This is a genomic window from Puniceibacterium antarcticum, assembly GCF_002760615.1.
In the GTDB taxonomy this organism is placed as follows: Bacteria; Pseudomonadota; Alphaproteobacteria; order Rhodobacterales; family Rhodobacteraceae; genus Puniceibacterium; species Puniceibacterium antarcticum.
Window position 1 is genome coordinate 1 of sequence record NZ_AWWI01000116.1, and the last position, 26,083, is coordinate 26,083.

The 26,083-nt window shown below is 58.4% G+C and carries 24 protein-coding genes and 1 pseudogene; 15 read left to right on the plus strand and 10 right to left on the minus strand.

From position 1 onward, the window contains the following. Positions 1 to 622 precede the first annotated feature (622 nt). From P775_RS27640 to P775_RS15920, 3 genes are all read right to left on the minus strand, one after another. Positions 623 to 2,851, minus strand: a complete 2,229-nt coding sequence (locus P775_RS27640; protein WP_143520931.1) for a hypothetical protein — start codon at positions 2,849 to 2,851, stop codon at positions 623 to 625. A 194-nt stretch (positions 2,852 to 3,045) separates the two neighbouring features. Next, the gene (locus P775_RS15915; protein WP_099911897.1) at positions 3,046 to 4,767 is read right to left on the minus strand and encodes a glycosyl hydrolase 108 family protein; all 1,722 of its coding nucleotides are present in this window, start codon (positions 4,765 to 4,767) and stop codon (positions 3,046 to 3,048) included. Positions 4,768 to 5,303: 536 nt separating this feature from the next. Further along, positions 5,304 to 6,104, minus strand: coding sequence for an IS110 family RNA-guided transposase (locus P775_RS15920; protein ID WP_483880069.1), 801 nt, complete (start codon positions 6,102 to 6,104; stop codon positions 5,304 to 5,306). Between the two features lie 338 nt (positions 6,105 to 6,442). On the opposite strand from P775_RS15920, the gene P775_RS15925 reads away from it, so the two are divergent. Continuing rightward, positions 6,443 to 7,371, plus strand: a protein-coding gene (locus P775_RS15925; RefSeq protein WP_099911898.1) for an IS630 family transposase whose coding sequence is annotated in 2 segments (ribosomal slippage) — positions 6,443 to 6,754 and positions 6,757 to 7,371 — 927 coding nt in all. Because the reading frame shifts where the segments join, the coding sequence is not laid out codon by codon here. 28 nt (positions 7,372 to 7,399) lie between these two features. Here the strand turns inward: P775_RS15925 and P775_RS15930 are convergent. From P775_RS15930 to P775_RS15950, 5 genes and pseudogenes are all read right to left on the minus strand, one after another. After that, on the minus strand, positions 7,400 to 8,806 hold the full coding sequence (locus P775_RS15930) for an esterase/lipase family protein (protein ID WP_099911899.1): 1,407 nt from the start codon (positions 8,804 to 8,806) through the stop codon (positions 7,400 to 7,402). Between the two features lie 86 nt (positions 8,807 to 8,892). Further along, a pseudogene (locus P775_RS15935) lies at positions 8,893 to 9,354 on the minus strand (transposase); the annotation flags it as partial. Positions 9,355 to 9,607: 253 nt separating this feature from the next. Further along, on the minus strand, positions 9,608 to 10,873 hold the full coding sequence (locus P775_RS15940) for a tyrosine-type recombinase/integrase (RefSeq protein ID WP_099911900.1): 1,266 nt from the start codon (positions 10,871 to 10,873) through the stop codon (positions 9,608 to 9,610). Positions 10,874 to 11,018: 145 nt separating this feature from the next. Then, positions 11,019 to 11,612 (minus strand): hypothetical protein, encoded by a 594-nt coding sequence (locus tag P775_RS15945; protein WP_099911901.1) that lies wholly within the window; start codon positions 11,610 to 11,612, stop codon positions 11,019 to 11,021. 131 nt (positions 11,613 to 11,743) lie between these two features. After that, positions 11,744 to 11,926, minus strand: a complete 183-nt coding sequence (locus P775_RS15950; protein ID WP_099911902.1) for a hypothetical protein — start codon at positions 11,924 to 11,926, stop codon at positions 11,744 to 11,746. On the opposite strand from P775_RS15950, the gene P775_RS15955 reads away from it, so the two are divergent. The 9 genes from P775_RS15955 to P775_RS15990 all read left to right on the plus strand — a co-directional run bounded on the left by P775_RS15955 (position 11,925) and on the right by P775_RS15990 (position 18,850). After that, positions 11,925 to 12,194, plus strand: coding sequence for a helix-turn-helix transcriptional regulator (locus P775_RS15955; protein ID WP_099911903.1), 270 nt, complete (start codon positions 11,925 to 11,927; stop codon positions 12,192 to 12,194). The genes P775_RS15950 and P775_RS15955 overlap by 2 nt on opposite strands. Positions 12,195 to 12,204: 10 nt before the next feature. Continuing rightward, positions 12,205 to 12,399 (plus strand): hypothetical protein, encoded by a 195-nt coding sequence (locus P775_RS15960; RefSeq protein WP_099911904.1) that lies wholly within the window; start codon positions 12,205 to 12,207, stop codon positions 12,397 to 12,399. Continuing rightward, complete coding sequence (locus P775_RS15965) at positions 12,396 to 13,265, plus strand: helix-turn-helix domain-containing protein (RefSeq protein WP_099911905.1); 870 nt, start codon at positions 12,396 to 12,398, stop codon at positions 13,263 to 13,265. The genes P775_RS15960 and P775_RS15965 overlap by 4 nt, the downstream gene beginning before the upstream one ends. A 17-nt stretch (positions 13,266 to 13,282) precedes the next feature. Then, positions 13,283 to 13,804 carry a DUF6362 family protein gene (locus P775_RS15970; RefSeq protein WP_180287471.1) on the plus strand — a complete coding sequence of 174 codons (522 nt, stop codon included), beginning with the start codon at positions 13,283 to 13,285 and terminating at the stop codon, positions 13,802 to 13,804. Positions 13,805 to 14,123: 319 nt separating this feature from the next. Further along, positions 14,124 to 14,915 (plus strand): ParB/Srx family N-terminal domain-containing protein, encoded by a 792-nt coding sequence (locus P775_RS15975; RefSeq protein ID WP_245875724.1) that lies wholly within the window; start codon positions 14,124 to 14,126, stop codon positions 14,913 to 14,915. After that, complete coding sequence (locus tag P775_RS15980; RefSeq protein WP_099911906.1) at positions 14,908 to 15,861, plus strand: DNA methyltransferase; 954 nt, start codon at positions 14,908 to 14,910, stop codon at positions 15,859 to 15,861. The genes P775_RS15975 and P775_RS15980 overlap by 8 nt, the downstream gene beginning before the upstream one ends. After that, positions 15,858 to 16,562, plus strand: coding sequence for a pyridoxal-phosphate dependent enzyme (locus tag P775_RS15985; protein WP_099911907.1), 705 nt, complete (start codon positions 15,858 to 15,860; stop codon positions 16,560 to 16,562). The genes P775_RS15980 and P775_RS15985 overlap by 4 nt, the downstream gene beginning before the upstream one ends. Before the next feature lie 414 nt (positions 16,563 to 16,976). Then, positions 16,977 to 17,843, plus strand: a complete 867-nt coding sequence (locus tag P775_RS27645; RefSeq protein ID WP_143520932.1) for a hypothetical protein — start codon at positions 16,977 to 16,979, stop codon at positions 17,841 to 17,843. Between the two features lie 2 nt (positions 17,844 to 17,845). Beyond that, positions 17,846 to 18,850 carry a hypothetical protein gene (locus tag P775_RS15990; RefSeq protein ID WP_099911908.1) on the plus strand — a complete coding sequence of 335 codons (1,005 nt, stop codon included), beginning with the start codon at positions 17,846 to 17,848 and terminating at the stop codon, positions 18,848 to 18,850. Positions 18,851 to 18,853: 3 nt separating this feature from the next. Here P775_RS15990 and P775_RS28125 read toward each other — a convergent pair whose 3' ends face one another. Both P775_RS28125 and P775_RS16000 read right to left on the minus strand, forming a co-directional pair. After that, a complete protein-coding gene (locus tag P775_RS28125) occupies positions 18,854 to 19,393 on the minus strand; it encodes a class I SAM-dependent methyltransferase (protein ID WP_180287472.1) in 540 nt (179 codons plus the stop codon). An 11-nt stretch (positions 19,394 to 19,404) separates the two neighbouring features. Beyond that, positions 19,405 to 19,614: a hypothetical protein gene (locus P775_RS16000; RefSeq protein ID WP_099911909.1), complete on the minus strand. Its 210-nt coding sequence runs from the start codon at positions 19,612 to 19,614 to the stop codon at positions 19,405 to 19,407. A gap of 94 nt (positions 19,615 to 19,708) precedes the next feature. Here P775_RS16000 and P775_RS16005 point away from each other — a divergent pair, with 94 nt between their 5' ends. The 5 genes from P775_RS16005 to P775_RS16025 are packed head-to-tail and all read left to right on the plus strand — an operon-like array spanning position 19,709 to position 26,057. Further along, positions 19,709 to 20,317 carry an elements of external origin gene (locus P775_RS16005; RefSeq protein ID WP_099911910.1) on the plus strand — a complete coding sequence of 203 codons (609 nt, stop codon included), beginning with the start codon at positions 19,709 to 19,711 and terminating at the stop codon, positions 20,315 to 20,317. A 37-nt stretch (positions 20,318 to 20,354) separates the two neighbouring features. Further along, positions 20,355 to 22,286: a phage terminase large subunit family protein gene (locus P775_RS16010; protein ID WP_099911911.1), complete on the plus strand. Its 1,932-nt coding sequence runs from the start codon at positions 20,355 to 20,357 to the stop codon at positions 22,284 to 22,286. Position 22,287: 1 nt separating this feature from the next. Continuing rightward, a complete protein-coding gene (locus tag P775_RS16015) occupies positions 22,288 to 22,497 on the plus strand; it encodes a phage head-tail joining protein (protein ID WP_050520797.1) in 210 nt (69 codons plus the stop codon). After that, a complete protein-coding gene (locus P775_RS16020; protein ID WP_099911912.1) occupies positions 22,494 to 24,038 on the plus strand; it encodes a phage portal protein in 1,545 nt (514 codons plus the stop codon). Before P775_RS16015 ends, P775_RS16020 begins: the two co-directional genes overlap by 4 nt. Positions 24,039 to 24,050: 12 nt before the next feature. Further along, positions 24,051 to 26,057: a prohead protease/major capsid protein fusion protein gene (locus P775_RS16025; protein WP_099911913.1), complete on the plus strand. Its 2,007-nt coding sequence runs from the start codon at positions 24,051 to 24,053 to the stop codon at positions 26,055 to 26,057. The last annotated feature ends 26 nt before the right edge of the window (positions 26,058 to 26,083 follow it).

Sequence of the window (26,083 nt, forward strand, 5' to 3'; positions counted from 1 at the left end):
CCCGCCCAAATCGGCAAAACTCAAACCCGGAGTCTCGCTCACGCTGGATAAAAGTTGGGGGTAACGTCAGGCAACGTCAGGCTCATCAAACGTTGAGGTGGCGTTGATGTAGAACACAAACCAAATAGCCGTCCTTTTGGAAGGCTCATAAGATAATGATAGTGTTTTGTGATTTTTTGGTTGCGGGAGTTGGATTTGAACCAACGACCTTCAGGTTATGAGCCCCATCCCCTAGAAGAACGGACGTCCTTTGATTTCAATTAGTTACGAAATACCCCTTTGAACTGGCGAAGTTTTCTAACCGCATCGTGCCGCAGCCAACTGCACAAGGCTGGGCCACACGGGGAAACAAGTAGCTAAACAGGTTGACCTATTGTTGACCCATATACGTTGGCCTACAGGTGAACTTACGGTTAACACTAGTCGATGGCCGACAATACGGACATTGCGATGAAGCTTTTCCATTGCTGCTATTCAAGGACCATGCAGTATCGTTCGACAACAGAGTCGACTAGCAGAAGAAGATGCCATCAACCCAATGGCCCATGAAACGATTTCGAGTTCCCTGCGCTATCCTCAACTCGGAAGGTAGCCAAAATAGATCAATTGCGAGAAAGCCTACTCAGTCGGAAGTGTCTGTTGGCCTAAGGGCAGATATAATTGCTGCCACAGATGAAGGATTTCCCGCGACAGTCTCGAAGACATCCGCCTGCCAAGCCATTATATCGATCATGTTGGAAAATTCATCGTAGTTTTGCTCAATAACGGTAGTTGGTTCCGGTGCAACAATATTGCTCATCTCGCGAAGTCCATTCAGAGGTAGCTTCCACCCTAGAGGCAGCGCAAAGTCCTGAGGTCGGATTACGCTATCAAAAAAGCCAATTTGAATACCGGTTTCCACATGTCTCGGACAGATGGCTCCTGCGGCACACTGAAAGTCGAAAAGCCTGAGACGCGCAAGCTCCGCACGTCTTGATCGGCCATTTAGAAGCGCGGAAATTGGATCAGTAAAAAAGTTTTGCCCATCCAAATATCGATCATGAGATGGTTCCGCTCGAATTGTTATCGTATAAAATATGATACTAACTTCACAATCATCATCGTCTTCATTGGGGTGAACTTCCCCGTCCTTATCTTGTCGCAAATTTCCATATGGGCGCGGGCTCACTAGTATGTTCAGACCATCATATAAATTGCCATAGCAGACCCGAGTATCTGATATACCTAACGTGCTGGTTGGAAAATCTAGAGCTGCTGGCGAAGCGCCGTCAAAAAAGCGGCTTGGGGAGTACAATGCTTTTGCGATTTCTAACAACACCTCAGTACCAGAGTTATCCAAATAACCCCCATCAACTAAACCAATCCGACTTCCGCCAAAAGCTCCAAGCCCCAAACTTGGTGTTATATATGGAAAGCTGGCACTTGCGACAGCGGCATCAAAAAATCCTATGTCGTAAGTTCTCATACCAACTTCATCCGGTTCGGTTCTTGATAGATCACATGTTCCACAGGAGGTCTGCTCAAAGCCATTCCGAAGATCATCAACCTCAAAGGGCGCAATGATATATGGCTTTCCCGACACCAAGTTTGTTGCCACCGGTATTACGGCTGGGCCACCACGCAAGCGTTTGCTTCCATCGTCACCCTGCTCCCAATAATGCTCTGCGAAAAGTGGATTTTCATTCACCCCAAGCATATTCGTTCCCGAAAGGGCAAATATAAGTGCTTCAGATCTGTTCGGCCCGGGCAACAGGTCGAAAAATAACTTGTTGGGGAGGTCACGAAAGAACATCGCTCCCAAAACTGGCGCGAGATTATCTTGCGCCAGAATGTTTACCTCTTCAGATACATCGATGGCTCCTGTGCATCCCATAAATTCCGCGGGGTTTGACCTTTTGTCTAACGAAGACCAGAAAAGCGCATTTCCGACAGCCCCACCGGAAACGCCAGTAATGGCAAAAATATGTTGAGAAAAATTTGGGCAACGGTCCTGCATCTTGGAAAGAAATAAATTGGCGTGAGCAGCAGCATAACCGCCGCCACCTTCAGAAGAGATCAAGAATACCGGATACTCTTTTCCAGCTCCCTCATAAAGTTCAAGATCATTTCTGCTTGCAAGCCATTTGTCAAATGCATCTTGTATCGAAACTGGTGCGCGAAATGGATTCTCATTATTCTGAAACTCATCATAGTCAGTAAACTCTGTCAATCTGAGATTATGATCTCGTTCGTTCATAAAAAACATGATCGTTACGATAAATATTATCGGTATGCCTAAAACTGGATGCGCACACGCAAGCAGAAGCAATATAAGCAATAAGGCAAAGAATACTAGCGTTAAAAAAACCGACCCAACTGTTCGCGCAAAATCTACCGGGCTGGCATATAGTAGAAATGACAGCAAGAGCCACACAGTTACGACGAAAAGAAGCGCCAAAAAATGGGCCTTCCATTTATTAGCATTGTGCTTCGGGTATTTTACTAAAATCGCTGTGATTAGGAAAAAATATGTAAAACAAAGTAAATAATCTATTACGCCAAACGGCCCGATCGCCGTTGAAATAATTGCTAATGGCGAAATGCCTATGATTAAATCCAGATAGTAAATGCCATCCCTCGTGTAGTCTCTTTCACATCGGGCCAAAAACGTCAACAGAAAGCCAGTCAAAGTTGCGCACAAGAGGATTAAATGTATTTGAATTTCAGTATGAACCTCATTCAACAGGGAAATAATTTGTTCATAATTTGTATGCGCTATAAACAGATAAGTTAATACAGCGAGAAACGCCGGAAAACGGAATAATATCCGCAACCAAATTGACCAAATTCTCTCCCTGGTATGCTCATTCATCTTTTCGCAAAACCCCATTCAAACATCAGGAGCAAACTCTTTGACCTTGTCATAGACTAGTTTGCCATTTCGATGTGACTCGGTTGGAGCAAAGTCCCATAAACCGGCCCATTCGATACCGACTAACCACCTCCTTCAGTAAGCGCATCGTTGGTTATTCTGGGTACCCTGAGGCTGATGCCATGCGCCTAAAACTACCGCTCCAGCGACCAGATGGCCTTGTCGATCTTGCCCAAAAATCCCCAACCGGTGAAGGTCGCCAAAATTGTCGTTAATTCGGTCCCGTGCCGTTCCACGAAGTCGACAATAGGACCTGAAAGCCCGATCTCGGGCAAGAGTACGGTCGCAAGAAGGCCTACGATGCCAATAATCGATTTTTTGCCGTTCAGAAGTTTCCCGATTCCCTCTCCCAGCGCGGCATTCACTGGGGTGAGTGGCGGACGTTTTGTAACATCGAGAGGTCGGCCGACCGCCACTACGCTGTCTGAGTTTGATGACTCAGGCGCGGCTGGAACGACTTTGACACTAGACGCCGTACTACTTGCCAGCTGCGCCGCTAGGGCTTTAAGCTCGTCCATTAGTTGGAGGTACTGCGCATCTCCTCCGAGCTCGACAGAGCGGTCTCGTAGGATATCGTTCAGCACCCGCTCGATCTCAGCACGGTCGGTAGAGGTACCTTTTGAAGGCTCGACCTCTGCGGAAGCCACTCCGACGGTCGCAGTTCTTTTCGGCCGCTCGCCCTCTCCAGCTGGAAGACCGGTCACGAACTCGCGCAATGAAGCTAACCGGTTCAACCAGCCGTTGCCAAAGGCCGCAAAGTCCTCGTGCCCGCGATGATGCGCCTCTTGAACATCCATGAAGGCAGCGGCGAGTATTGCGGGATCGGTCTGCCGCGCCGCAGCCATGGTGTTCTTGCCGATGTCGCCATCCACGACCAGTGGCGCGCCATCGACCTGTAGCCCCAATCCGTTGAACGCCCTTTGGAGGAACCTAGTCGCGGCTTTTGGCCCGTGCAGAACTGCACCGTTATAGAGTACCATAGCGACACGGTCGGGCAGCTCTGCGCAACGGCAGCGGCTATAGTAATTGGTGCGGAGGATTGCATCAGCCTCATCGCGGCCGAGGGCGCTAACTTCCTCGACGCTGACTGGGCGGCCGCGCCAGTCAGCGAGGGTCGCTTGGGTGATGCCCATGTTCGTGGCTCCGCCATTGTCGCGCGGATCGTTGACGAAGCCTCCCTCCCACCGCTTGATGAAGGCGTGGAGTTGCTGGAAACGAGGGTCTTTTCGCACCGCCTCTATGGCTGCGGTAGTAGAATTAGCGACATCGCTGCCATGCGATTGCTCGAATTCGGCGATGTCTTCCTCGGCGATGGCTGGGCGTTGCGTCGTCTGGTTTGGTCGCGGAGGCGGTGCCTGCGTGCCCTTCCAGTTGGCGATTAGCGTGGTCAAATGATCGGCCCAAACCGCATCGCCACCCGCCGGATAGTCGCCTGCCTGCATTCTCGCCGAAGACAGGCCCACCAGTTGGATATGTGGCTTTTCGATCAGCTTGCCCTTGCTGTTAAACAATGGCGTCATTCCATGCGCGCGAGCCAGTTCGTGTAGTCGGGTCCAGTAAGCCGCCTCGGGACCACTGTCATCCCAACTCCACTTGTCGCCGATACGAAGAACGAAATCGACGGCAAGCCCATATTGGTGCATCGACTGCCAGGGCAATGCCCAAGTAACCTTGTCGCCGGGGCGAGTGCGGCCTTGAGCGTATAGATCAGACTGCCTTTCAGGTGTACGGAACGCCTCGAAGACCTCAAAGGGTATTTTTTCACTCTGAAGCTGTTTTCGGACTGTTGCCACTGCGTCGCGAATCGCAGGATGGAGGCGGGAAACATCGGAGTCTATCGCAATGGAATTGCTCATGAAAAATAGCCCTCGACGTGGGTATAAGACGGTTAAAACATTGCACAAATCCACTTTCAGTTCAAGTGCAACGTCGAATTCCCGAAGTGGCCTATGGCCGAGCGTGACTAAAACAGTTCTCTGATTCCGGCTGTGTCAATCGGGATAGCGATCTGTCCGTCCGGGGTCATGGTTCTCTTCGAGGTCGCGCGTTGCGCCTCATGATGGTGTTCGGTGGTGGACCGTCTCCAATATCGTTTGCGGGGTCAGCAGCATCGGCCACATCCCAACTGTTTTTGCGAGATCGATCAACCTCCGTCCCGTCGGGACTTCGCTTCCCGCCCTTCTGGCGGAAATTCAGGTCAGACTGTGGCCTCCTTCGTCCATTGATAATCGGTTCCAGTCTTCCAGACCGTTAGCATCAGCACCGCGATCTTAGGTGCGGTTGCAACAGCGGCCCTTCGAAAGCCCCGGCGACCTGCCAGCCGAACCGCCCATGACTTCAAAGCCGAGAAGTGCTTCAACTGGCGGATCACGCAAGACGCGGCTTCGAAAAGCTACCCGCGCATGGCTGCATCGACGCATTTCGGCACGCGACCGGACCAATCCATTTCGCCGGATTGGTGCCGCCGAGGCGTCAGCCCCAGGAAGGCCCCAATATCCGAGGTTCTACTGAACCTGCCTGGGTCATCGACCAGGGCCACAAAACTCAACGAGACGATAGGCCCGCCCCCCGGCATCGTCATCAGGCGGCGGGCAACAGGGTGGCTTTTGGCCCTCGCCTTCAATGCCCGTTCAAGATCGGCAGCCGCCAGGCAAAGTGTGCTGTCGGCGGCAATGAATCCGTCCGCGATGGTCCGCAATACGGGATCAGTCTCTCCTGCGGCGGCCAGCTGGTCATGGAAAGCCTGTCTTTGCTGGCCCTGACCGACGCCGGTCATGCGAATGCCAAATGTCTTCAGGACACTGCGTATGTGCCCCTCAAGGTCTCTGCGCAACCGGATCAGGCGCTCGCGTGCTCCCACCAGGACGCGCAGGCGATCGGACTCTTGGCTTCGGATGTGGACCGGAGTGAACCATCCCGTCCGCGCGAGCCGAGCCAGACCTTCCGCGTCGGCGGCGTCGGACTTGTTGTGCCGGGCAGACAGGCTCGTGTGGGCCTTGCGTGCGTCGATACAGATTGCGGGCAATCCAAGATCGGCGAGCCCGCGCTGCAACCAGATCGACAGCTGGCCACTTTCATGTACGATCCGCTCGGGCGTCAGAGATCTGCTCTTCAGCCAGCCTGCAACCCCGTCCGGATCCGCCGGTGACACGCCACGCGCCACCATCTTCCCGTCTTCATCGACAACGCAGATCGAAACCTATTTGAGAGATATGTCGAGTCCGGCATCCTTCTTCATGGTCGTTCTCCTCACGGCTTATATCCATGAGGCCAATATACCGGACCTCGTTCACCACTGGAGAGCGACCGCCGCAATCAAACCATGTCGTTTTCGCCAGTGACAGAAACGTATGGGTTTTGTCACGTCCTACGCAGTGGAGGAGGTGAACTGCGATAGCGCATAACGTGACTGACAACGTTAAAGCGTTCCGCCAAAAACCTGACTCGTTGGGATTCCGTTGAAGCCCGATCTGTGATTCACCCAGATTGGGAGGATGGATCAGGTCAGCACCTTTGCCAAACGCACTTCGGATGCGGTTTCAGAAGTTGATTGAAGAAGGGTTAAGCGGGCGCGCGGCGGCGTTGCGGTTGAAGGTTTCACCGGCCACCGGAGCGCGCTTGGGTCTTTCAATTCGGCGCACAGGACGGGCGAGAGCCGCGCCCCAGGCTCGCCCCCGAGGCAAAGGCAAACGTGATCCGTACCGATCCGTCTTCGCGGAAATCATCGCCCAGGACGGCGACATCACGATGCCGGAACTGGCGTCCGCCCGACATGACGCGACCGGCTTGCACGCGCACCCCAACGCGATTGGCAAGGTCCTTCGCAAGCTCGGTTATACGCATAAAAAAAGTCGCTGGTCGCCACCGAGCGCCGTCGAACCAAGGTAAGGCAACAGCGCGAGCACTGGTTCAGGCATCGTATCCTGGCGGTGTCAGCGCAGCCCGAGCGCGTTGTCTTTATTGACGAAACCTTGGTGAAAACAAACCTGACCCGACTGCGCGGATGGGCACCGCGTGGGGATCGTCTCGTAATGGATGAACCGTTCGGTTCATGGGGGGCACAGACGTTCATCGCGGGGCTCACCGCCGATGCCATGATCGCGCCCTGGGTGATCAAGGGGGCGATGGACGGCCCTGCCTTCGCGGCTTATGTCGAGAAGGTGCTGGTCCCAGAGTTGGCTCCCGGTACCGTGGTCATTCTGGACAGCCTCGCCACCCACAAGAACGCCACCGCGGCCAAGGCGATGCGGGACGCATGGTGCTGGTTCCTCTTCCTGCCACCCTACAGCCCCGATCTCAACCCCATAGAAATGGCATTCTCGAAGCTCAAGGCTCATCTCCGGCGGATCGGCGCGCGCGCATTCACCGACATGTTCACCGCCATCGCTGAAGTCTGCGATCTCTTCTCGCCTCAAGAATGCTGGAACTACTTCAGCGCTGCAGGATATGTCTCAGGTTAATGGCGGGTTGCTTTAGTGAGTCGCTGCTTTACGGAAGAGTTAGACTGCATACCGCGGCCGCGTTCTCGATTGTGGTGCGCAAATCCTGAAGCTTGTGGCTCATCTCGTTCGAGACGAACATGTTGTAGTTATTGTCTCCACCATTGGCAGATGCCCCCATGACGATTGTGCGCAACTCAGCGACCATCGCGGAGAAGACTTCATCACCGTCGGCGTTGAGGCCATCAAGTAGGGCTAGCCATTGCTCGCGATTGCCAGCCGAATACCCTGCGGAACTGCCCATCCCAATCAGCGGCCTTTCGAGCTGGACGATGTTTTGCCGAATTCTTGCGGTCTTGTTTGCTCCGCAAGCCAGATCGAACGGCAAAGGTACAATGAGTAGAATGACTGCAAAAACGAGCAGAGAAATGGCATATTTCATCTTGAATATGTGTAGCAAGTTTAACCAGATAGGTGTGCTTTCCGGCTGGTCGTCGCCTTTGACTATCTCTCCGGTTCTTAGAAATGGAATCCAAAATTCAGTGCAAAATCGACGATCAAGAAAGTATCCGTGCTTTGCGCCGTTGTGCCAACGGTCGCGAACGAGCGGGCGTCGAAATCCGTAAGTGCCAGACGAGCCGTAACCAGTAGTTACGCTCTCGGCCAGGGCAGGCCAAATGTCCCGGGTCCCAACCTCATTGATTATGGGACGCGCAAATCGGTCCTGAACCTGCTCGAAGTCGAAATCGAATGGAACGACGCTGCCACAGAAGATGACACGATGAAATCGCAGATTGAACCTTTCACGCATCAGAAGCGACACGACATAGGTGCCGAAGCTATGCGCTATGACGTGGATGGGCGCGTCTGGATTGTTCTGGATTACGATTTCGACCTGCTTTTCAATCGCCTTTATTGCTTGCCGCCGGAAAATCGAAATGGGAGCAAGGAACTTGAGGAGATTGAATCTCCCATAGTTGAGGGGCTCGACTACAAAGCCATTCTCTTCAAGCGTGTGTCGGATCGAGTTCTGCCACAGCGCAAAGTCGCGGATTCCATGCAACAGCAGGACGACAGGTATTGTCGCAGCCTCGGTCTGATCGTCTGATACTTTTGATCTCGGTTTCCCCGACTTACCGATGGAATATGCTCTTGCACCGGTCACCGAGCGCTTCTCAGTGGCTCTTGATCCTAGGTCGGCGATCGGAAGCTTGCCTGTGGTCGTATGGGCTGTCGGAAATGTGGTCCCAATTAGCCCGAGGTGGGCGCTATTTAGGTGACCGCGAACCTTCGTGCCGGCGACGACGGCATCGACCTCAAACCAGCCAATCCGGCTACTGTTGGCAATCTTGTCGACGCCGGTGCCCTGCGGCAAGACGACGATGACATTCTTTTGGGTCGGATCGGGGGCGGATCTCAGATTGAGATGAAGCGCCGTGACGACATGTGATGGCATAATTCTCTCCTAAAAGCTCAAAGTATTGAAGAAAAATCAAACTTGGACTTGTGGACGAAGCCAACCTTGAACGCTGGCGTGCCCTTATACTTCAGCCCATTGCAGTCATGAAACCGGTCAATACACTGACCGTTCAGATCGGCGAGGGCCTCCCGGTTTTTGGGCAGCGCCAGCATCCCGGTCTCGAAGCGCCCCTTCTGCGAGGCCGAGGCCGCCTGCGCGTCGACATCACGACCACCTACAACCTGTCGCATGACGGGATCGAGGACCAGACGGTCGGCATCATTGACATCCTCATAGCCTGCCAGCCGACCCTAGACCGATTGCCGGAACAGCCCGTCGAGCCGATGGATGGCGTTCTTGCCCTGGCGGCTGTCGCACAGCGCTGCTGATGCCAGATCGGACAGCCCGAGCGCGTCATCCAACTCGCGCATCACCAAGAGACCAATGTCTGTGCTGAGCTGCGTGCCGCGAGTTTTCAGCTGCACACGAGGGTCCAAATCCACCCGATCGCCCCGATGCAAGCCCGCACTCTCTGGGTGAACCATGATAACAAGCCCTTCGCATCCGTCAACACCATGTTATATATAGATAATAACACCTTCAGGACAGCGAAATCAGCGGATTACTTGGGGAATGTCGGTCGTCAGCAGAAATTCTAGCTTGGCAACAGCTCGTTACTTGCCAAGCTAAGAAAGTCGCATCACCGGAACGCGCCCCCCGCATAATCCGAGTTTTTAACCGGAATTCAGAGGGCTGACGTGGGCAGTCGGAAACCTTCTAATGAGTTTCCAACCTCATTCATTCGCCCACCAACCTCAACCTCGGTTTCAGCATCTCGCCCACCGCGTTCACCCCAGCGCGCAGCGGTGAGTCGATCAGGTGGGCGTAGCGCTGGGTGGTTCCGATCTGGGTGTGCCCCAGCAGCCGTCCGATCATTTCCAGCGAGGCCCCGCCGGACACCAGCAGGGATGCGAAGGTGTGGCGGAGGTCGTGGATGCGGACGTCCGGGATGTCGGCCTGCACGCGCATCCGTTCCCAGAACCGCTTGAGATCGACGACCGGCTGGCCCGGAACATCGCCTGGGAACATGAACGGGCAGCCATTCGGCACCGCACCCCTGCGCAGGCGGATCAGCGCGACAGCCTCGTGCGAGATCGGCACGCGGTGGACACGCCGCTGCTTGGTATAGGCCGCCTGCTTGGTCCAGATCGCCAGATCGAGGTTGAACTGATCGAAGGTCGCGGTGCGGGCCTCGCCGCAGCGGGCACCGGTCAGCATGCAAAGGCGAATGATCCCGGCGGCACGCTGATCGGGGTCGGCGCAGAGGGCGTCTGCGAGGCGCTGGATTTCTTCGAACGACAGGAACCGCTCCCGGGCCGTTTCGGGTCGCTTGCGGAAGCTGGTGGCGGGATTGTCGGTCCGCATTTTCCATATGACGGAAAGACTAAACATCTTACGCAGCACCTCGCCGACACGGTTGGCCCGGACGGGTGTCGGTTTGAAAGCCTTGGGCGGGGGATTGGGTTTGGTCTGCTTCGATTTGAATGCACGCGGCGCCTTGGTCGGCTTAACGGATTTCTTCCAGACCCGTGGCCGCCCCGCCGCGATCTTCGTCAGCAGCCTATCGACATCGGTCGGCGTGATGTCGGTCACCTTACGCGATCGCCAATCGGGCAAGACCAATGTCTTGAGCATGCTGGCCTGATCCTTACTGCTGGATGCGGACAGCTTGGGCAGATGTTCGTCGATGTACCGATCGACCAGTTCGTCAACGGTGGGCGCATGCCGTGCACTCGTGCGGACATCCATCGGGTCTTCGCCGCGATCGATGTCGCGCTTCAGTCGCTTGGCCTCGTCCCGGGCGGCGGTCACCGACCAGCTGGGCCATGTGCCGATCGTCATCCGCCGCTGCCGCCCCGCGGCACGGTAGATCAGGATGAAGCCCTTGCGGCCCGACAGGAACACGCAAAGGCCGAAACCTGCGCAGTCCTCGTCGAAGATTACATATTTGCGCGTGCCTATTTCGGCAGCCTTTACAACCCGTTCGGTCAGATGCGTTCCCATTTCAGTCCTCCAGTTCAGGCCGACTGAGCAAAGAGAATCGGCAAAGAGCAACCTGCTCCTTGATGGGGTCCGGCAGAGAGGCGGAAACCGGCAGAAACAAACCGGCAATTCTGCCGGTGGTTTTGCGGCCTCGGCAGAATCGGATTTAGACCGGGTTCAACTCCTGCCAGATGGCCTTGATCCGGCGACGGATCGTGCTCTCGTCCGGGGCTTCGCCATCGGCGGAATTGGCGATGAACCATTCCTGCATCTCAAAGACTAAGTCACGCTGCTGCGCTGGAAATCCGCCCGTGTAGATGCGTTTGAACAGGGCCATGTGAAAGCCCTCCCAATCGTATTTTCCGGGCGCGCCGGGCCCGGCGCTGCGGTTGCGGCCGATGCTGTTGGCCTCTTCGAAACGGTCGATTTCGCGGGCGGTGATCATGATGTCCGCCGCAGTCAGCCGCACGCCACAGACGGGATCGGTGATCAGCTTGAACGTATCTGACCCGTTTGGGCGCGCCTGCCGCAGGTAGACCCTCCTCTCGGCTTTTCCGAACGGGCGAAACAGCGGACGCACGTCTGAAGCCGACACAACCAGCAGCCCGGCAGCCGGTTCATCACCAAACAGGATCGGCGAAAACCCCGCCACGAGATCAAGCTCACCTGAGATTGCCCAATTGATAACCTCGGTCTGGGTGCACCCCCACCGCCCTGCAACATCAAGAATCGAATAGAAATACTGGGCCGGAAACGCCATGCCTGCCTCCCTGTTTGAACGCCGGTGAGGTCATGGCTTTGTGACACACGAAACCTCTCCCCAGCCTCTCGGTGAGGGGTGACCATCTGGCGAATCTGGTTGTGAACTGCTCCCGCTCAAGTTGTCAGAGTTCATTGTTTGTTCATATCGAAATCCGAGGTCGCGCTTCCGATAACGGTGGATAAATCGACCGGCAGAATTGCCGGTTTGTTTCTGCCGGTTTCTGCCTCTTTGCCGCTGCCTTGCCTGTGCTTGTCTTGCCTCACTGATTTTAGCGCTTCGATCTTGGCGCGCTGGGCATGGAGAAAAGACATGAAGAACATTGGCTTGAAGGAAATCGACGACGTGGTGCCAGAAGTGGACACCGGCCTGCTAACCGGCTGGCTGAACCGCACCGACCTTGCCCGGGAACTGACCCTGTCGGTGGACACCCTGCAGCGCTGGGAGACCCGCCGCATGGGCCCACCCTGCGTCCGGGTGGGGCGCAAGGTGCTTTACCGGATGGAGGCTGTCCGGGACTGGCTGCGCGATCAGGAGGCCCGCAAGGTGGGCGCCAGCCGCGCTGTCGCCGGTCGGCGCTAAGGGGGTGGCAATGGCACCTATAACACCCAGCGGCACCATCCCGGTCACCGCGCTGATCGCCGAGGCGCAGCGCGAGTTGGATCTGCGGCGGCAATTCTACTGGTCGCGCGTGCGGGCAGGCAAAATGCGCCAGGACGAGGCCGACCAGCGCATCGCCCTGATGCAGGCCATCGTCAAACGCCTGACCGTGACGGCGGCGCTATGAGCCACAAGGCCACCAACTGGGCGATCCAGCAGCGCGGGCTGATGCCCGCGACCAAGCTGGTGCTCTGGCATCTTTGCGACCGGCACAACCCGGATTTCGGGTGCTTTCCGTCGCAAGACCAGTTGGCGGCTGATGTTGAAATCTCGCGCTCATCGCTCAACACCCATCTCGAAAAGCTGGAAGCGGCGGGACTGATCCGCAGGCATCGGCGCCATTCCGAGGGCACGCATAGACGGAAATCGACCCGCTACATTCTCGGCTTCGAGGACGATTTCGGGCGCGAGCCGTGTCCAGAATCTGGACATGGAAAACCGCAAAAGCCATGTCCAGATTTTGGCAAAAGCCATGTCCAGAATCTGGACAGTAACCTTGTAAGAGAACCTGTAACTACTACCGCGCGTGAGGCGGAGGAAAACTCCGAGGCCGAAGCGGCCTGTCTCGCAGCCTGCGGCGAGGGCTTGAGCCCAGCGGCAAGGGCCGCGATTACTGCCACCCGGTCAGTGATCGATAGCTGGCGGGCCACGGGCTTCGACCTGACCTCGGATATCTTGCCCACCTTGGGCGAGCGGACCAAGCGCAAGCGGACCGACCCGATCCGGACATGGGCGTATTTCACGGCGGCGATCGCAAAGCGCCATTCCCATAGGATCGCGCTGGCGGCGAAAGCAGCAAGGCCTGGGGAAACGGGAACGGTGGCCACGGCCAGCCCCTCAATCAACGCACAGGACGCGCTGCGGCGCACCGCCTTGTGGATCAACTCGGGCCGCTACGTCCCGCCCAGCGCCGTATCGAACGTGATGCGCGATGCGCTGCTACAGGCGGGGTTGGTGACCGAGGCCACCCTGCGCGCCCACCAGATTTATTGACCCCACGGAGGACTACCATGACCCTAACACCCCGCGACATCGAGGATCGTTTCGAGGAGGCCGCCTACACCCTGCGCCGCCTGCCCGAGAAGGACCGTCCCCGTGGCTATGGCTCGTCCTGGCCGCCGTTTGTGCAGGAGGCCAAGCATGCCTATGGCTACACGCCCGAGGCCCCGATGCGGGTGATCCCCAGCGCTGCTGCGATCACCCGGATGGAGGAATGCTTTGACTGGCTGATGCTGATTGATCCGCAAGACGCTCGGATCGTCTGGCTGCGGGCCGATCGCATGCGCTGGCGGCAGGTCTGCATCCGTGCAGGATATGTGCGATCGACCGCCTGGCGGCGCTGGGCAGCGGCACTTTTGACGATTGCGAAGAAGCTGAATTCCAAAGCAAAAACAAAGCGCAAGCTCAAGGCGCCCGAGAGCCCGTCTGCAACACCCGGCGCAATCCCGCGCGAAAGCGTGGTCAACACGCAGGACAACCCGCAAAACACGTTGAACTTCAGGCGCGACATTTCTTCGGGTTCTGAGGCATAAAAGCGATAGGATGAGGGACCACATGGGCGACAGATCGCTTGGCTCCCCATTCTGTTCTGGACGCTGTTCCCCGACCGGCGCGCCTCGCCCCTCGCAGCCCCCCGGGCCCCCGGTTCCACCCGGGCCTGTTGTGTATGCGGGGGGCAGAGGCGCGATAAGTCTCTAGCGTCAAACATTTTTTCTGGGTTCGCGCCTTGGGTACGCACTCTTGGGTTCGCAGGTACGCACCCAGCCTTTCGACCGCCGTTTCAGCCTCCCTGTCCCGCCTTAACTGGCCCGGTGTCCTTCACCGGGCCTTTTCCTTTCAGGAGATCACGCCTTGCAGATCGACATGATGCCTACCGCCCGGCTGGTGCCCTACATCCGCAACGCCCGCACCCATTCCGCCGATCAGGTTGCCCAGATAGCGGCCTCGATGGCCGAGTTTGGTTTCACCAACCCGATCCTGATTGGCGAGGACGATGTGATCATCGCCGGGCACGGACGACTGATGGCGGCGCAGAGCCTCGGACTGACCGACGTGCCGGTGATCGTGCTCGACCATCTCTCCGAGGCCCAACGCCGGGCGCTCATCCTCGCCGACAACCGCATCGCGGAAAACGCCGGATGGGACAACGCTATGCTGGGCTCGGAACTAGCCGCGCTGCGCGACGAGAACTTCGATCTGGACATGATTGGCTTTGACGAGGCTGAACTGGATGAATTGCTGGCGGGGTTTGAATTTGGCGATGCAGGTGCGCTGGGTGGCGAGGGCCAGGACGGCAATGTCGGCGGGAACGACGCCCCATCGGCCGCATCGTCGTCCGGCAGCCTCGCTGTCCGCTTTGGAATCCCGCCTTTCTCAATCCTTGATGCTCGCAAGGGCTGGTGGCAGGACCGCAAACGCGCCTGGTTGGATCTCGGTATCCGCTCTGAATTGGGCCGTGGCGAAGGCGATCGCGCCTGCCCCGGCGGCAGTCCGATGCCGGGTAACGGGTCGCGCAAGAACTACAAGCCCGGCGCGGCCAAGGCGTTCGCCGACGGCGCGATCCTTGGCGGTGGCGGTCTTGCCGATAAGGTCGCCATGGCTGCCACCGCCCGCCGCCAGAAAACGGAGGCCGCACATGGCTAAATCCCCGGCTCGCACCTTCGGCCAAGACCTGATGCGCGGCGAGCATGTGGTCGGCGGCGATAAGACCAACGGTGGCGTACTGATGCCGTCCCACACTTCTGGCGATCCCAGCTTCTATGCCAAAAAGCGCGCGAAGGAAGCCGAACTAGGCCACGAGCTGACCACCGAAGCCTTCCTTGCCGATCACTATCAGGCCTCTGATGCGCCCGCAGCCTCTGGCACCTCGATCTTCGATCCTGTCCTCTGCGAAATCGCTTACCGCTGGTTCTGTCCACAGGGCGGCACGGTCCTCGATCCCTTTGCAGGTGGTTCCGTCCGCGGCGTCGTCGCCTCGCAGCTTGGCCGGGCCTACGTCGGTATAGAACTCCGGGCCGAACAGGTCGCCGCCAATCAGGCACAGGCGGCGCTGGGCGCAGGCCCGGCCCCACAATGGATCACCGGTGACAGCCGCGACATCGCGACGTTGGCAAAGGACGTCGATGCCGATCTGATATTCAGCTGCCCGCCGTATTGGAACCTTGAGGTCTATTCCGACGATCCGGCCGATCTGTCCACCCTCGGCAAAGATGCCTTCTTCGAGGCTTACGCTCGGATCATCGCCGGGGCGGTGTCCCGCCTGCGCGACGATCGTTTCGCAGTTTGGGTGATCGGTGATGTGCGCGATGCGGGTGGGTTCTTCGTCAACTTGCCGGGTCGGACAGTCGAAGCCATCGAGGCAGCCGGTGCCCGGTTCTACAACGATGCAATCCTCGTCACTGCCGTCGGATCGCTCCCCATCCGCGCCGGACGGCAATTCGAGGCCTCCCGCAAGCTGGGTCGGACTCATCAAAACGTGCTGGTGTTCTGTAAGGGCGACCCCAAGCGCGCCACCGAGGCGATCGGACAAGTGGAATTCGGCGAAATCGACGAGGCCAATGGCACCAGCGAAGAGGCCCCCCAAGAATGACCGCCCCGATTGTGCGAACCCATTCGGGGATCTGGGTGGTCCGGGACGATCTGCACCCCGGCGGCACCAAAGCCCGGTTCATCGGCAAAGTGTTCGATGGCGTGCGAGAAGCCGTCTATGCCAGCCCGCCCGAAGGCGGCGCACAAACCGCCTTGGCGCATGTCGCCCGGGCGCTGGGCAAGAAAGCGACGATCTTTGTCGCCCAGCGTGCAAAACCACACGCCCGGACGCTGGAAGCCGCCCGCTTTGGGGCGAAGGTGGTGCCAGTGTCGCCGGGATATCTCACCGTCGTGCAAAGCCGGGCCCGCCAGTATTGCCGTGATACCGGGGCCTCGCTAATCCCATTCGGAGCGGATATCCCGGGCGGCATCGAGGCAATCGCCACAGCAGCGCTGGCAACCGGGCTTGAACCGGAGGAGGTTTGGTGCGCCGCAGGATCGGGCGTCCTGGCGCGCGGTTTGGCGTTGGCATGGCCGAAAGCCCGGCGGCATGTGGTGCAGATCGGGCGGGAGTTGGCGCCGAAGGACGTCGCTGGAGCCCGTATTCACGTCTATCCGCGGGCCTTTGGACAGGTGGCGCTTATCGGCGCACCCTTTCCGGCGGACCCGCATTATGATGCGAAGGCTTGGGAGTTATGTGTGGCAATGAGTGGGCCCGGGCGGATACTGTTTTGGAACGTTGCACCGTTGCCGCGAGGGTGAACTTGTTCTTTTCTTCATCGCTGGCGGTGAAACCCGACCATGTCGTAAGCAACTTCCGTCGCATCCCCTTCACATCTGATTGAAATACGAAAAGTTTGATGGACGGTGAAACGGCAGAACACGAAGTTGGGTACCAGTCGTTTTCCCAAGGAATCATGTTGTTGACAGGATCAATGCGAGAAAAGTAGCCTCAACTAGAACTGGACTGGGGCAAAGAGGTGATAAAAGTTGGAACGACGAGGTGTAATACTTGTTGAGAGTACCCATGATCTCCACCCGAGCAATCGTTGTGAGGCGGTAAAGTCTCGGGCCCTAGAGGTAATAAATTCTATACGTAATGACCTTAAGCTAGCGGAAAAAGAGCTATCGTTCCAAATCCGTTCGCATGCTCGCTCTCAGAGGTCAGGTGTAAAGGTGTTGCGTAGTATTTACGACGGAAGCTCAGATGCCGATCAGGTCAGAGTCGTATTTTGTGACGAGCCACTTCACGATGCATTCGTACGGTCCTTTTTTCCCGGCAATAAGCTAATAATTGCGATTGAGGAGTCCACTCATTCTCAGGGTATCTATAGTAGTGGTTCAAGTAATGGCTGCAAGATCCGAGTTGGACCGCGAAAAGCATCGAGAATAATTGAAGATGTGTTTATTGACATTTTCATTGGGCGATGGATGGCAAATACTCCTGTACTCGAAGGATTGATCAAACAACATGGCCATGATGCTCTTTACAAAGCGAAGGCCAGATACTTCCAATCCAATGCACGAAAATCCTGGATGTCGTTGATCAACAAGGAAGCTGGATACGCCCCACTTTCCGCTTTAAATGATGTCGATGACGATGACATAAAAGGCAGGGCCCAACAAACAATATTTCAATGGGCCACCTTCGTCGACAGCTTGACGGCCAAATCTTTAGGATCAGGTGCTGGCGTATCAATTAAGCCTACCAATAGCAGCATTGAGAAACTTCCAAAGCTTGGCGGCCAGCTTCCCGCACGCTCAATAAGACGTACCGCCAGCAAACTGCCTGATGGGTTATACTTGATTGCTATCCTGAGAAAGTCGAGCACCGCTCGAAAGAACCCAAAGACTAAAAATAGAATACTCTCAATTTTTGGAAAAAATGCGCGAGTTAATAGTTTTAGAATTTTGTCAGCAACAGATTTCTCATCACAAAAGAATGTGGTTGAAGATTTAATCAGGTCACGATTTGCAGTGGGGCTCAATATCGAAATTATGAACGGCATTCCCACTATTAGCGGTATTTTAGAAGGAGATTAAGGATGAGCTGGTGTGGCTACATAGACATCTTGGGGACCCGGGAGGCAGCCGCCTCTGGGCTCAGCGATGTAAGAGCACACCTTGATGATTTTCACTCCGCACTTTTTGATCACTTCGACTCTTTCCAGAACGGCCAATGCATTGCTGCTAGTGATGGTGCATTTTTTGAAGCGGAGGGAATCGACGACTTTTACGATTTCTATCGCAGAGTCCGAAATACTCTATTCGAAAGAGGAATATTTTTTAAATGCTCCTTTGTTCCGGGAAGGATAAGGTTCGAAGAGAGACAGAAAACAAAACCAGACGGAAGCGTCGCTTTTAAGTCACTTGAGTTTTCTGATCAAGCAACTGCTGCATTCCAAGTGGAAAGCGCACTCAAAGGAATAGGGTGCTGGGTAAAAGTCAAGGACAACCTGCCCAAAAATACCATCACCAACTTCATGGTTGTCAAAGCATCTGGAAAATTTAGCGTGGAGAAATTCGAAGACTTTGCATTTTCGAAGTTTGAGGTTGGATCAGATGACGATATTTTTGCACCTGCTTGGCCCCATGAAGCGAGATTGATAGATTCAATCTTTTATCACTGCCATTACTCGATAATAAATTCTGACAATTTTTCGATGAAGTACCTGCCTCTTTTTGTAAATGCAGTCCGGTCATCAGATCTCCGTGACATTAGATTCACCTCCGGGAAATGGGAGCGTGCGCCATACATTGTGCATCGCCTCGTCGGCTCCAAGGCATCTCTTGCTGCAATTTCCAAGGTTCCAGGCTTAAGATACTTATTACTTGCTCTTTACGATGAGTATTTCTCACAAAACAAAGGTGAATTTGAAGAGGGCGCGGAAGGTCAAATAGTACGACTACTGACATCAAGAAATGATTGCACAACAAATTTAAACTCTGTACCTGATTTCGTCCTAAAGCCGCGTGCTCGCGCCCATCTTATGGAAGAAATCTCGAAGTCCAGAGGGATTCGAAAGACCAGGCCCAGGAGTGGGGCCTAGCAGTCAAGAATTCGAACTCATAAGCGCAATAACACAAAGGTCGCGATACCGAGCCATGGCCTTGGGACTCGACGAAACCGGATTGATCTCGAAGGCCTGCAGCGCGGCGATGTCGCCCGCCTCGGCCAAGGCCACAATCTGGGCCAGCTTGGTGCGGAACCGCGCGTGGGTCGGTTTGGAGAAATCCGGTGCTTGCGGTAGCACTCCGCTCCGCGCCTGATCGAGGATGGCCTGCCGCTTGCCTATCACCAGGACGTTTGCGGCCTTCGGCTCTTCCGCCTCAGTCGGAACCGGCTCACCCGCCGGTTCCGTGTTGCTGTAGTCGAGCACCAAGGTCAGCCGGGCCTCCGCCTGCTCGGCAGTGGCGGTAGTCATGATTGAGGTGAAGGCAAGCGCCGCGCGGTCATTGCCGATCTGCGCCGCTAGCAAGCGAGCGAAGTTATCACCCGCCTTCTTGGCGCTTGTGCTCGCCTCGATCGGGGTTTCGGAAAGGCGCTGGGCGAGCGTGTCAATCTGCGCGGCGGTGAGGGATTTGGTTTTCATATCCGGTTCCTTCAGGCGTTGGTGATGTGGGCGGAATGCCCAAGGTCTGTGACGGCGTAGATCATCGTCCGGCCGTCGCCGATCGCGGTCCCAAAGGCCTGCGCCTCGGTCAGCGTCGCGAATTGTTTGCGCGTGCGGGTGGCAGGCGTGCGGCCGCGGGCCGCGACAAAATGGGCGGCGTTCTTGAGGCAAAATTCTTCGTGGGTTGTCAGGGGTTTCATGGCGGTCTCCGTTGGGTTGCGATGGCTGCAGACAGCGCACGGAACCAAAAGAGAGCAACTCCTAAGTCACTGAATAAATGAGGTTTCGATTAGAATGGGAGTATCCCGGAGAAGCTATGCGGCGCAGCGCGGCGTCTCCGAGGCGGCGGTGCGCAAAGCCATTGCCACAGGGCGGATCACGACCCTCCCGGACGGGACGATTGACCCCGATCGCGCCAATGCCGAATGGGGCGCCCAGACCGATCCGGCGAAACAGCGCGGCCAACATGCCCGGCAGATGGGCGCGGAAACGGCGGCAGGCACCGCGCGGGCGGCAGCGACCAAGCCTGTGCCGCAGGCGGCCCTCAAGGCGGTAGCAGATACGTTGCGCGATGCGGGCACTGATCCGGGAGGCACAGAAGCGACCGGTGGCGAGGTATCCTTCCTGCGCGCCCGAATGGCGAACGAGGTTTTGAAGGCCCAGACCGCCAAGGTGCGGCTGGAAAAAATGAAGGCGGAGGTGATCGACCGGGCCCGGGCCACGGCGATGGTGTTCGATCTCGCCCGCCGGGAACGCGATGCCTGGCTGAACTGGCCACCCCGCGTCGCTGCAAACATGGCGGCGGAACTGGGTGTGGACGCACACCGGATGGAGCAGGTTTTGGACACATATCTGCGCGCCCATCTGGCCGAGATGGCGGAGGTCAAAATTGAGCTCCGCTGAAGCTTTTGGAGGCGCTGAAGAGGTCCGGCGGGCATGGATGGCCGGTCTGGCGCCTGATCCATCGCTGACTGTCTCGCAATGGGCCGATCGGCATCGGGTCTTGTCGTCGCGCGCCGCGTCGGAAGCCGGACCGTATCGCACGGCGCGCACGCCCTACATGAAGGCGGTGATGGACGCGCTGTCACCACGCCATCCGGCACAGCGGGTCGTGTTCATGAAGGCTGCGCAAGTTGGGGCGACGGAAGCAGGGAACAACTGGATCGGCTTCTGCATGCACCGCGCGCCAGGGCCGTTCCTCGCGGTGCAACCAACCGTGGATCTGGCCAAGCGCCTGTCGCAGCAACGGATCGACCCGCTGATTGAGGAAAGCCCGGATTTGCGGGCGCTCGTGCTGCCATCACGGTCGCGGGATGCCGGAAATACTATTCTGGGCAAGCGGTTTCCGGGCGGGCAGTTGATCCTCACTGGCGCGAATTCTGCCGTGGGCCTGCGGTCGATGCCTGCGCGCTGGGTGTTTCTGGACGAGGTCGACGCCTATCCGGGCGACGTTGATGGCGAGGGCGATCCGATCGCTTTGGCCGAAGCGCGGACCATCAGTTTCGGCCATCGCAGCAAGGTGTTTCTGGCCTCGACACCGACGCTGAGGGGCCTGAGCCGGATCGAACGGGAGTGGGAATTGTCGGACCAGCAGCGCTATCACGTGCCCTGTCCCCATTGCGGTGGGCTTCAATGGCTGCAATTCGAGCGGCTGCGCTGGGAGCAAGGCAAAGCCGAGACGGTGCAATATCTCTGCGAACATTGCGACGCCCCGATCGCCGAGCGGCATAAGACGTGGATGATGGCCGAGGAAAATGGCGCGGGCTGGCAAGCCACCGCCGCGCCCGAGGTGCAGGCAGCGGCAAAGGCGGCTGGCGTGGTCGGCTACCATATCTCAGGCCTCTATTCGCCACTGGGGTGGTTGTCATGGGAAGAGATCGCCCGCGGCTGGGAGAGCGCGCTGGGCAATGATGCGGCCCTAAAAACCCTGAAAAACACCATCCTTGGAGAGAGTTGGCAGGAGCGTGGCGAGGCGCCGGATTGGCAGCGGCTTTATGAACGGCGTGCGGACTGGCAGCTTGGGATGGCGCCTGACGGCGTGTTGCTTTTGACCGCCGGGGCGGATGTGCAGCGCGACCGGATCGAGGTCGATGTCTGGGGTTGGGGGCGCAATCTGCGCTCTTGGCTCGTCGACCACGTTGTCCTGGAAGGCGACACCGCGAGGCCGGAAGTCTGGGCGCAGCTGTCGGAGTTTCTGGGGCAAACATGGGAGCACGTATCGGGATGCCGGATAGCGCTGGCGCGGATGGCGATCGACTCGGGCGACGGCGTCACCACCGATGCGGTGTATTCGTGGGTGCGGGCTGCCGGGCGTGGACAGGTGATCGCGATCAAGGGTGTGGCGGGCTTTGATCGCACGACGCCGGTCGATGGCCCCACCTACGTCGAGGTGACCGAGGCCGGGCGCAAACTGCGGCGCGGTGTCCAGCTTTGGAAGGTCGCGGGCGCGGTGTTCAAGTCCGAGACCTATCGGTTCCTGCGCCTTGTCGCCCCGACCGACGAAGAACTGGCCGAGGGCGGGGAATGGCCGCACGGGTTTGTGCACATCCCGAAAGGCACCACCGCCGAATGGATGAAGCAGCTGACGGCCGAACAACTGATGACAATCAAAACCCGGCAAGGCTTCCAGCGGCTGGAATGGCAGCAGACCCGCGAACGCAACGAGGCGCTGGATTGCAGGGTCTATGCCCGCGCAGCCGCCTGGCTGATGGGGATCGATCGTTGGGACAATCTGCGTTGGGAGCAGTTGGAAGCCCAAATGACCACCGGAACGGGCGAGGCACTGCCAGCCGGTCAGCCTAACCGGCAACCGCCCGCAACACAGGCAAAACGCCCCACCCCCTGGATGGGCCCAAGAAAGAAATGGTTCTGAAATGGCATGGACGCAAAGTGAACTCGACGCGCTCAAGCGGGCCTACGCGGCGGGAACGCTGCGCGTGACGTCGGACGGCCGGACTGTGGAATATGGCAATGCTGCCGATCTGTTATCCCGGATGCGCATCATCGAGTCAGAGATGGCGCAGGCTGGTGGGTCGCCTTTGCCGGTTGCGGGCTTTGCCAGCTTTCGCCGGGGTGAGCGGTGACCAAAACCCCACCCACGATCCGTTGGGGCCTGATTGATCGGGCCGTGGCGCTGATCTCGCCGCAGGCGGCCTCGCAACGCTATGCGGCCCGGATCGCACTGGGCAATCTGCGGCGTGCCTATGACGGGTCTGCCAAAGGTCGCGGAACGGACGGTTGGACGACCAGTGGCAAAGCCGCCGATGCTGAAATCGGTATGGCTGCACCCGTCCTGCGCGACCGGATGCGGGATCTGGTGCGCAACAATCCAATGGCGGCCAAGGCTGTCTCGGTACTGGTCAACAGCTTGGTCGGCACCGGCATCCGCCCCCGCGCGGCGGGCGCAGACAAATCGCTGAACAAACTGGTCGACGATCTCTGGGCGCGCTGGGCGGATCAGTGTGACGCCGATGGGCACACCGATTTCCACGGGCTGCTGTCGCTGGCCATGCGCGAGACCATCGAAGGCGGCGACGTCTTCGCCCTACGGGTGCGCCGTCCCAGATCCGCCGGACTGGTCGTGCCGTTGCAGATTGAACTGAAGGAAGCCGACCACCTTGATGGCGCCAAGTTCGCAGATCAGCCCGGTGGGGCCCGCATCCGCTACGGCATCGAACACGACAGCGCTGGGCGGCGCTCGGCCTACTGGATGTATCCTGATCATCCAGGCGATGCGGCCCCGGTGTTTACGCGTCGATTTGAATCGGTGCGCATCCCCGCCGACCGGGTGGCACACCTCTTTGAACGCCAGCGAGTCCAGTCGCGCGGCGTGCCCTGGGGCACCCCGGCGATGGCGGCGCTGCGCGATGTCGACGACTGGCAACGTGCCGAACTGGTGCGCAAGAAAACTGAAGCCTGCCTTGTTGGCATCGTGTTCGGTGACGACGAGACCCAGCAATCGATCGCACCGGTGGTGCAGGATGCCGACGGCAACCGGATTGAGCAGTTTGAACCGGGGCTGATCGCCTATGCCCGCGGCGGCAAGGACATCAAGTTCAATCAGCCCGCAGCGACTGCGGGCGTTTATGAATGGCACCGGGTGCAGTTGCACATCATCGCCGCAGGCTGGCGTGTGCCCTACGAGTTGATGACCGGCGATCTCAGTCAGGTGAACTTTTCATCAAGCCGGGTCGGCCTGAACGAATTCCGCCGGATGATTGAGGCCATGCAATGGCAGATGATCATCCCGATGTTCTGCCAGCCGATCTGGCAATGGTTCTGCGAGGCGGCGTTTGCGGCCGGGCTAATCCCGACCGCTGATATCCCCGTCGAGTGGGCCCCGCCAAAATTTGACTCTGTCAACCCGCTGCAAGATGCCACGACCGACCTGTTGGAAACCCGCGCTGGGTTCTCCACCATCGCCCAGCAGATCGCCAAACGCGGCTATGATCCGCGCAAGGTGCTGGAAGAATGGCAGGAGTTTGCCCTCCTGGCCGATACGATGAACCTGATCTTCGATTCTGATCCCCGAAAGGTCAGCCGCGGCGGGCAGGTTCAAAGCCAAGACCCCGGATCGCTCGACGGCGAGCCCGGCAAACCACCGCAAGACCCCAGCCAAAGCTGAACGGAGCCCCACATGCCGAAAGAAATCATCGATCTGCCCCTTCAGGGGCGGATGGCCTCTGTGCGTGCGGGCAGCATCGATGAAGCCGCCCGCACGGTCGAGATCATCTGGACCACGGGTGCCACAGTCCGCCGCGCCCGGTTCTGGGACGAGGCGGTTGACGAGGAACTCTCGCTCGATCCCGGCATGATCCGCCTGGACCGCCTCAATGCCGGTGCGCCGTTCCTGAATGCACATGACGCGGGATCGCTGGCCTCCGTGCTTGGCGTTGTCGTCGACGGATCGGCACGGATTGCCAATGGCCAGGGCACCGCCACGATCCGCTTCAGCGAGCGGGCCGATGTCGAGCCGATTTTCCGCGACATCGCGGGCGGCATCATCCGCAACGTGTCGGTCGGCTACCGCGTCCACCGCTATGAAATAACCAAACGCGACGGTGCGCCCGAGTTGTGGCGCGCCGTCGATTGGGAACCCTTGGAAATCTCAGCCGTCGCCATCGGCGCCGATCCCGGTGCCCGGGTTCGTTCTGACACAGGCGCAACCCGCGCGCTCAACATTTGCACTCTCATCCGCACCTCAAACCCAGACACGGAGGCTCCTATGCCCGACGATATCGAACCCACGGCCCCGAGCGCGGCACCCGCCCCCGCAACGCGGGCGATTGATCCAACACCGGCCGCCCCGGCGCCTGCGCCTGCACCGGCGACACCCAACGCCGACGCAATCCGCGCCGAAGCCCAGCGCGCAGCGGCCGACATTCTGACGCTCTGCCAGCGCCACGGCCTCGACAACATCTTCGCTGCCGATCTGATTGGCCGCGGTGTCACGCTCGATGCGGCCCGTGGCGCCGTGCTGGATCGGCTGGCAGAGGGTGACACGCTCGGCACCCGCACCGGTGCGACCGTTCCTGCCGCCGCCCGTGACACCGGCGCCACCGAGATCGCTTATCGTGACGCTGTGACAGACGCACTGATGCACCGCCATGCCCCCGGGTTGCACCAACTGACCGACGCTGGGCGGGAGTTTCGCGGGCTGAACCTGCTCGATATGGCGCGCCACGCACTTGAGCGCCGCGGCATCAGCACGCGCGGCATGTCGCGGATGGAATTGGCAACCGAGGCTCTGCAAAAGCGCGCCGGGCCCGGCTATCATTCCAGCGCCGATTTCCCATTCATCCTGGCAAACGTCGCCAACAAGACCCTGCGCTCAGCCTATGACAGCACGCCCCGGACCTTCACCGCTTGGGCCCGGCAGGCGACGATCACCGATTTCCGCCCGGTCCAGCGCACTCAGCTCGCCGGAGCGCCAGACCTGCTGCGCGTGCCCGAAAGCGGTGAGTTTACTTATGGAACGATGGGCGAAGGCCGCGAAGTCTATGCCCTGCTGACCTATGGCCGGATCATCGGGATCACCCGCCAGACCCTGATCAATGACGACCTCGACGCCTTCACCCGCATCCCGTCCGCCTTCGGTGCCTCGGCTGCCGACCTTGAATCTGATCTGGTCTATTCGATCCTGACTTCGAACCCGCTGATGAACGACGGCGTGGCGCTGTTCAATTCCGGCCACGGCAACCTCGGCACGGCGGGGGCGATTTCCGAAACCACACTCGCAGAAGCGTATCGCCTGTTCGGCAACCAGCGCGGGTTGGAAGCACGGCAAATCTCGGTCCAGCCGCGCTATCTGATCACCCCTCCGGGCACCCGATCGGTCGAAGCGCGCAAGAACGTCACGGCAACCACGCCCAACGCCGTCGCGGGCGTCAATGCCTTCGCTGGGCGTCTGGAGCCGATCGAAGAGCCCCGCCTGATCCCCGCGGCCGGAGCTGACCCGTGGTTTCTGGCGGCCGATCCGAACCGAATCGACACCGTGGAATATGCCTATCTCGATGGCAGCAACGGCGTTTACACCGAAACCCGCATGGGCTTCGAGGTCGACGGTATGGAAATCAAAGCCCGCCACGACTTCGCCTCCAAGGCCATCGACTGGCGCGGCCTCTTCCGCAACGCGGGCGTCTGATCGCACTCAACCCCTCAAAACTCTGG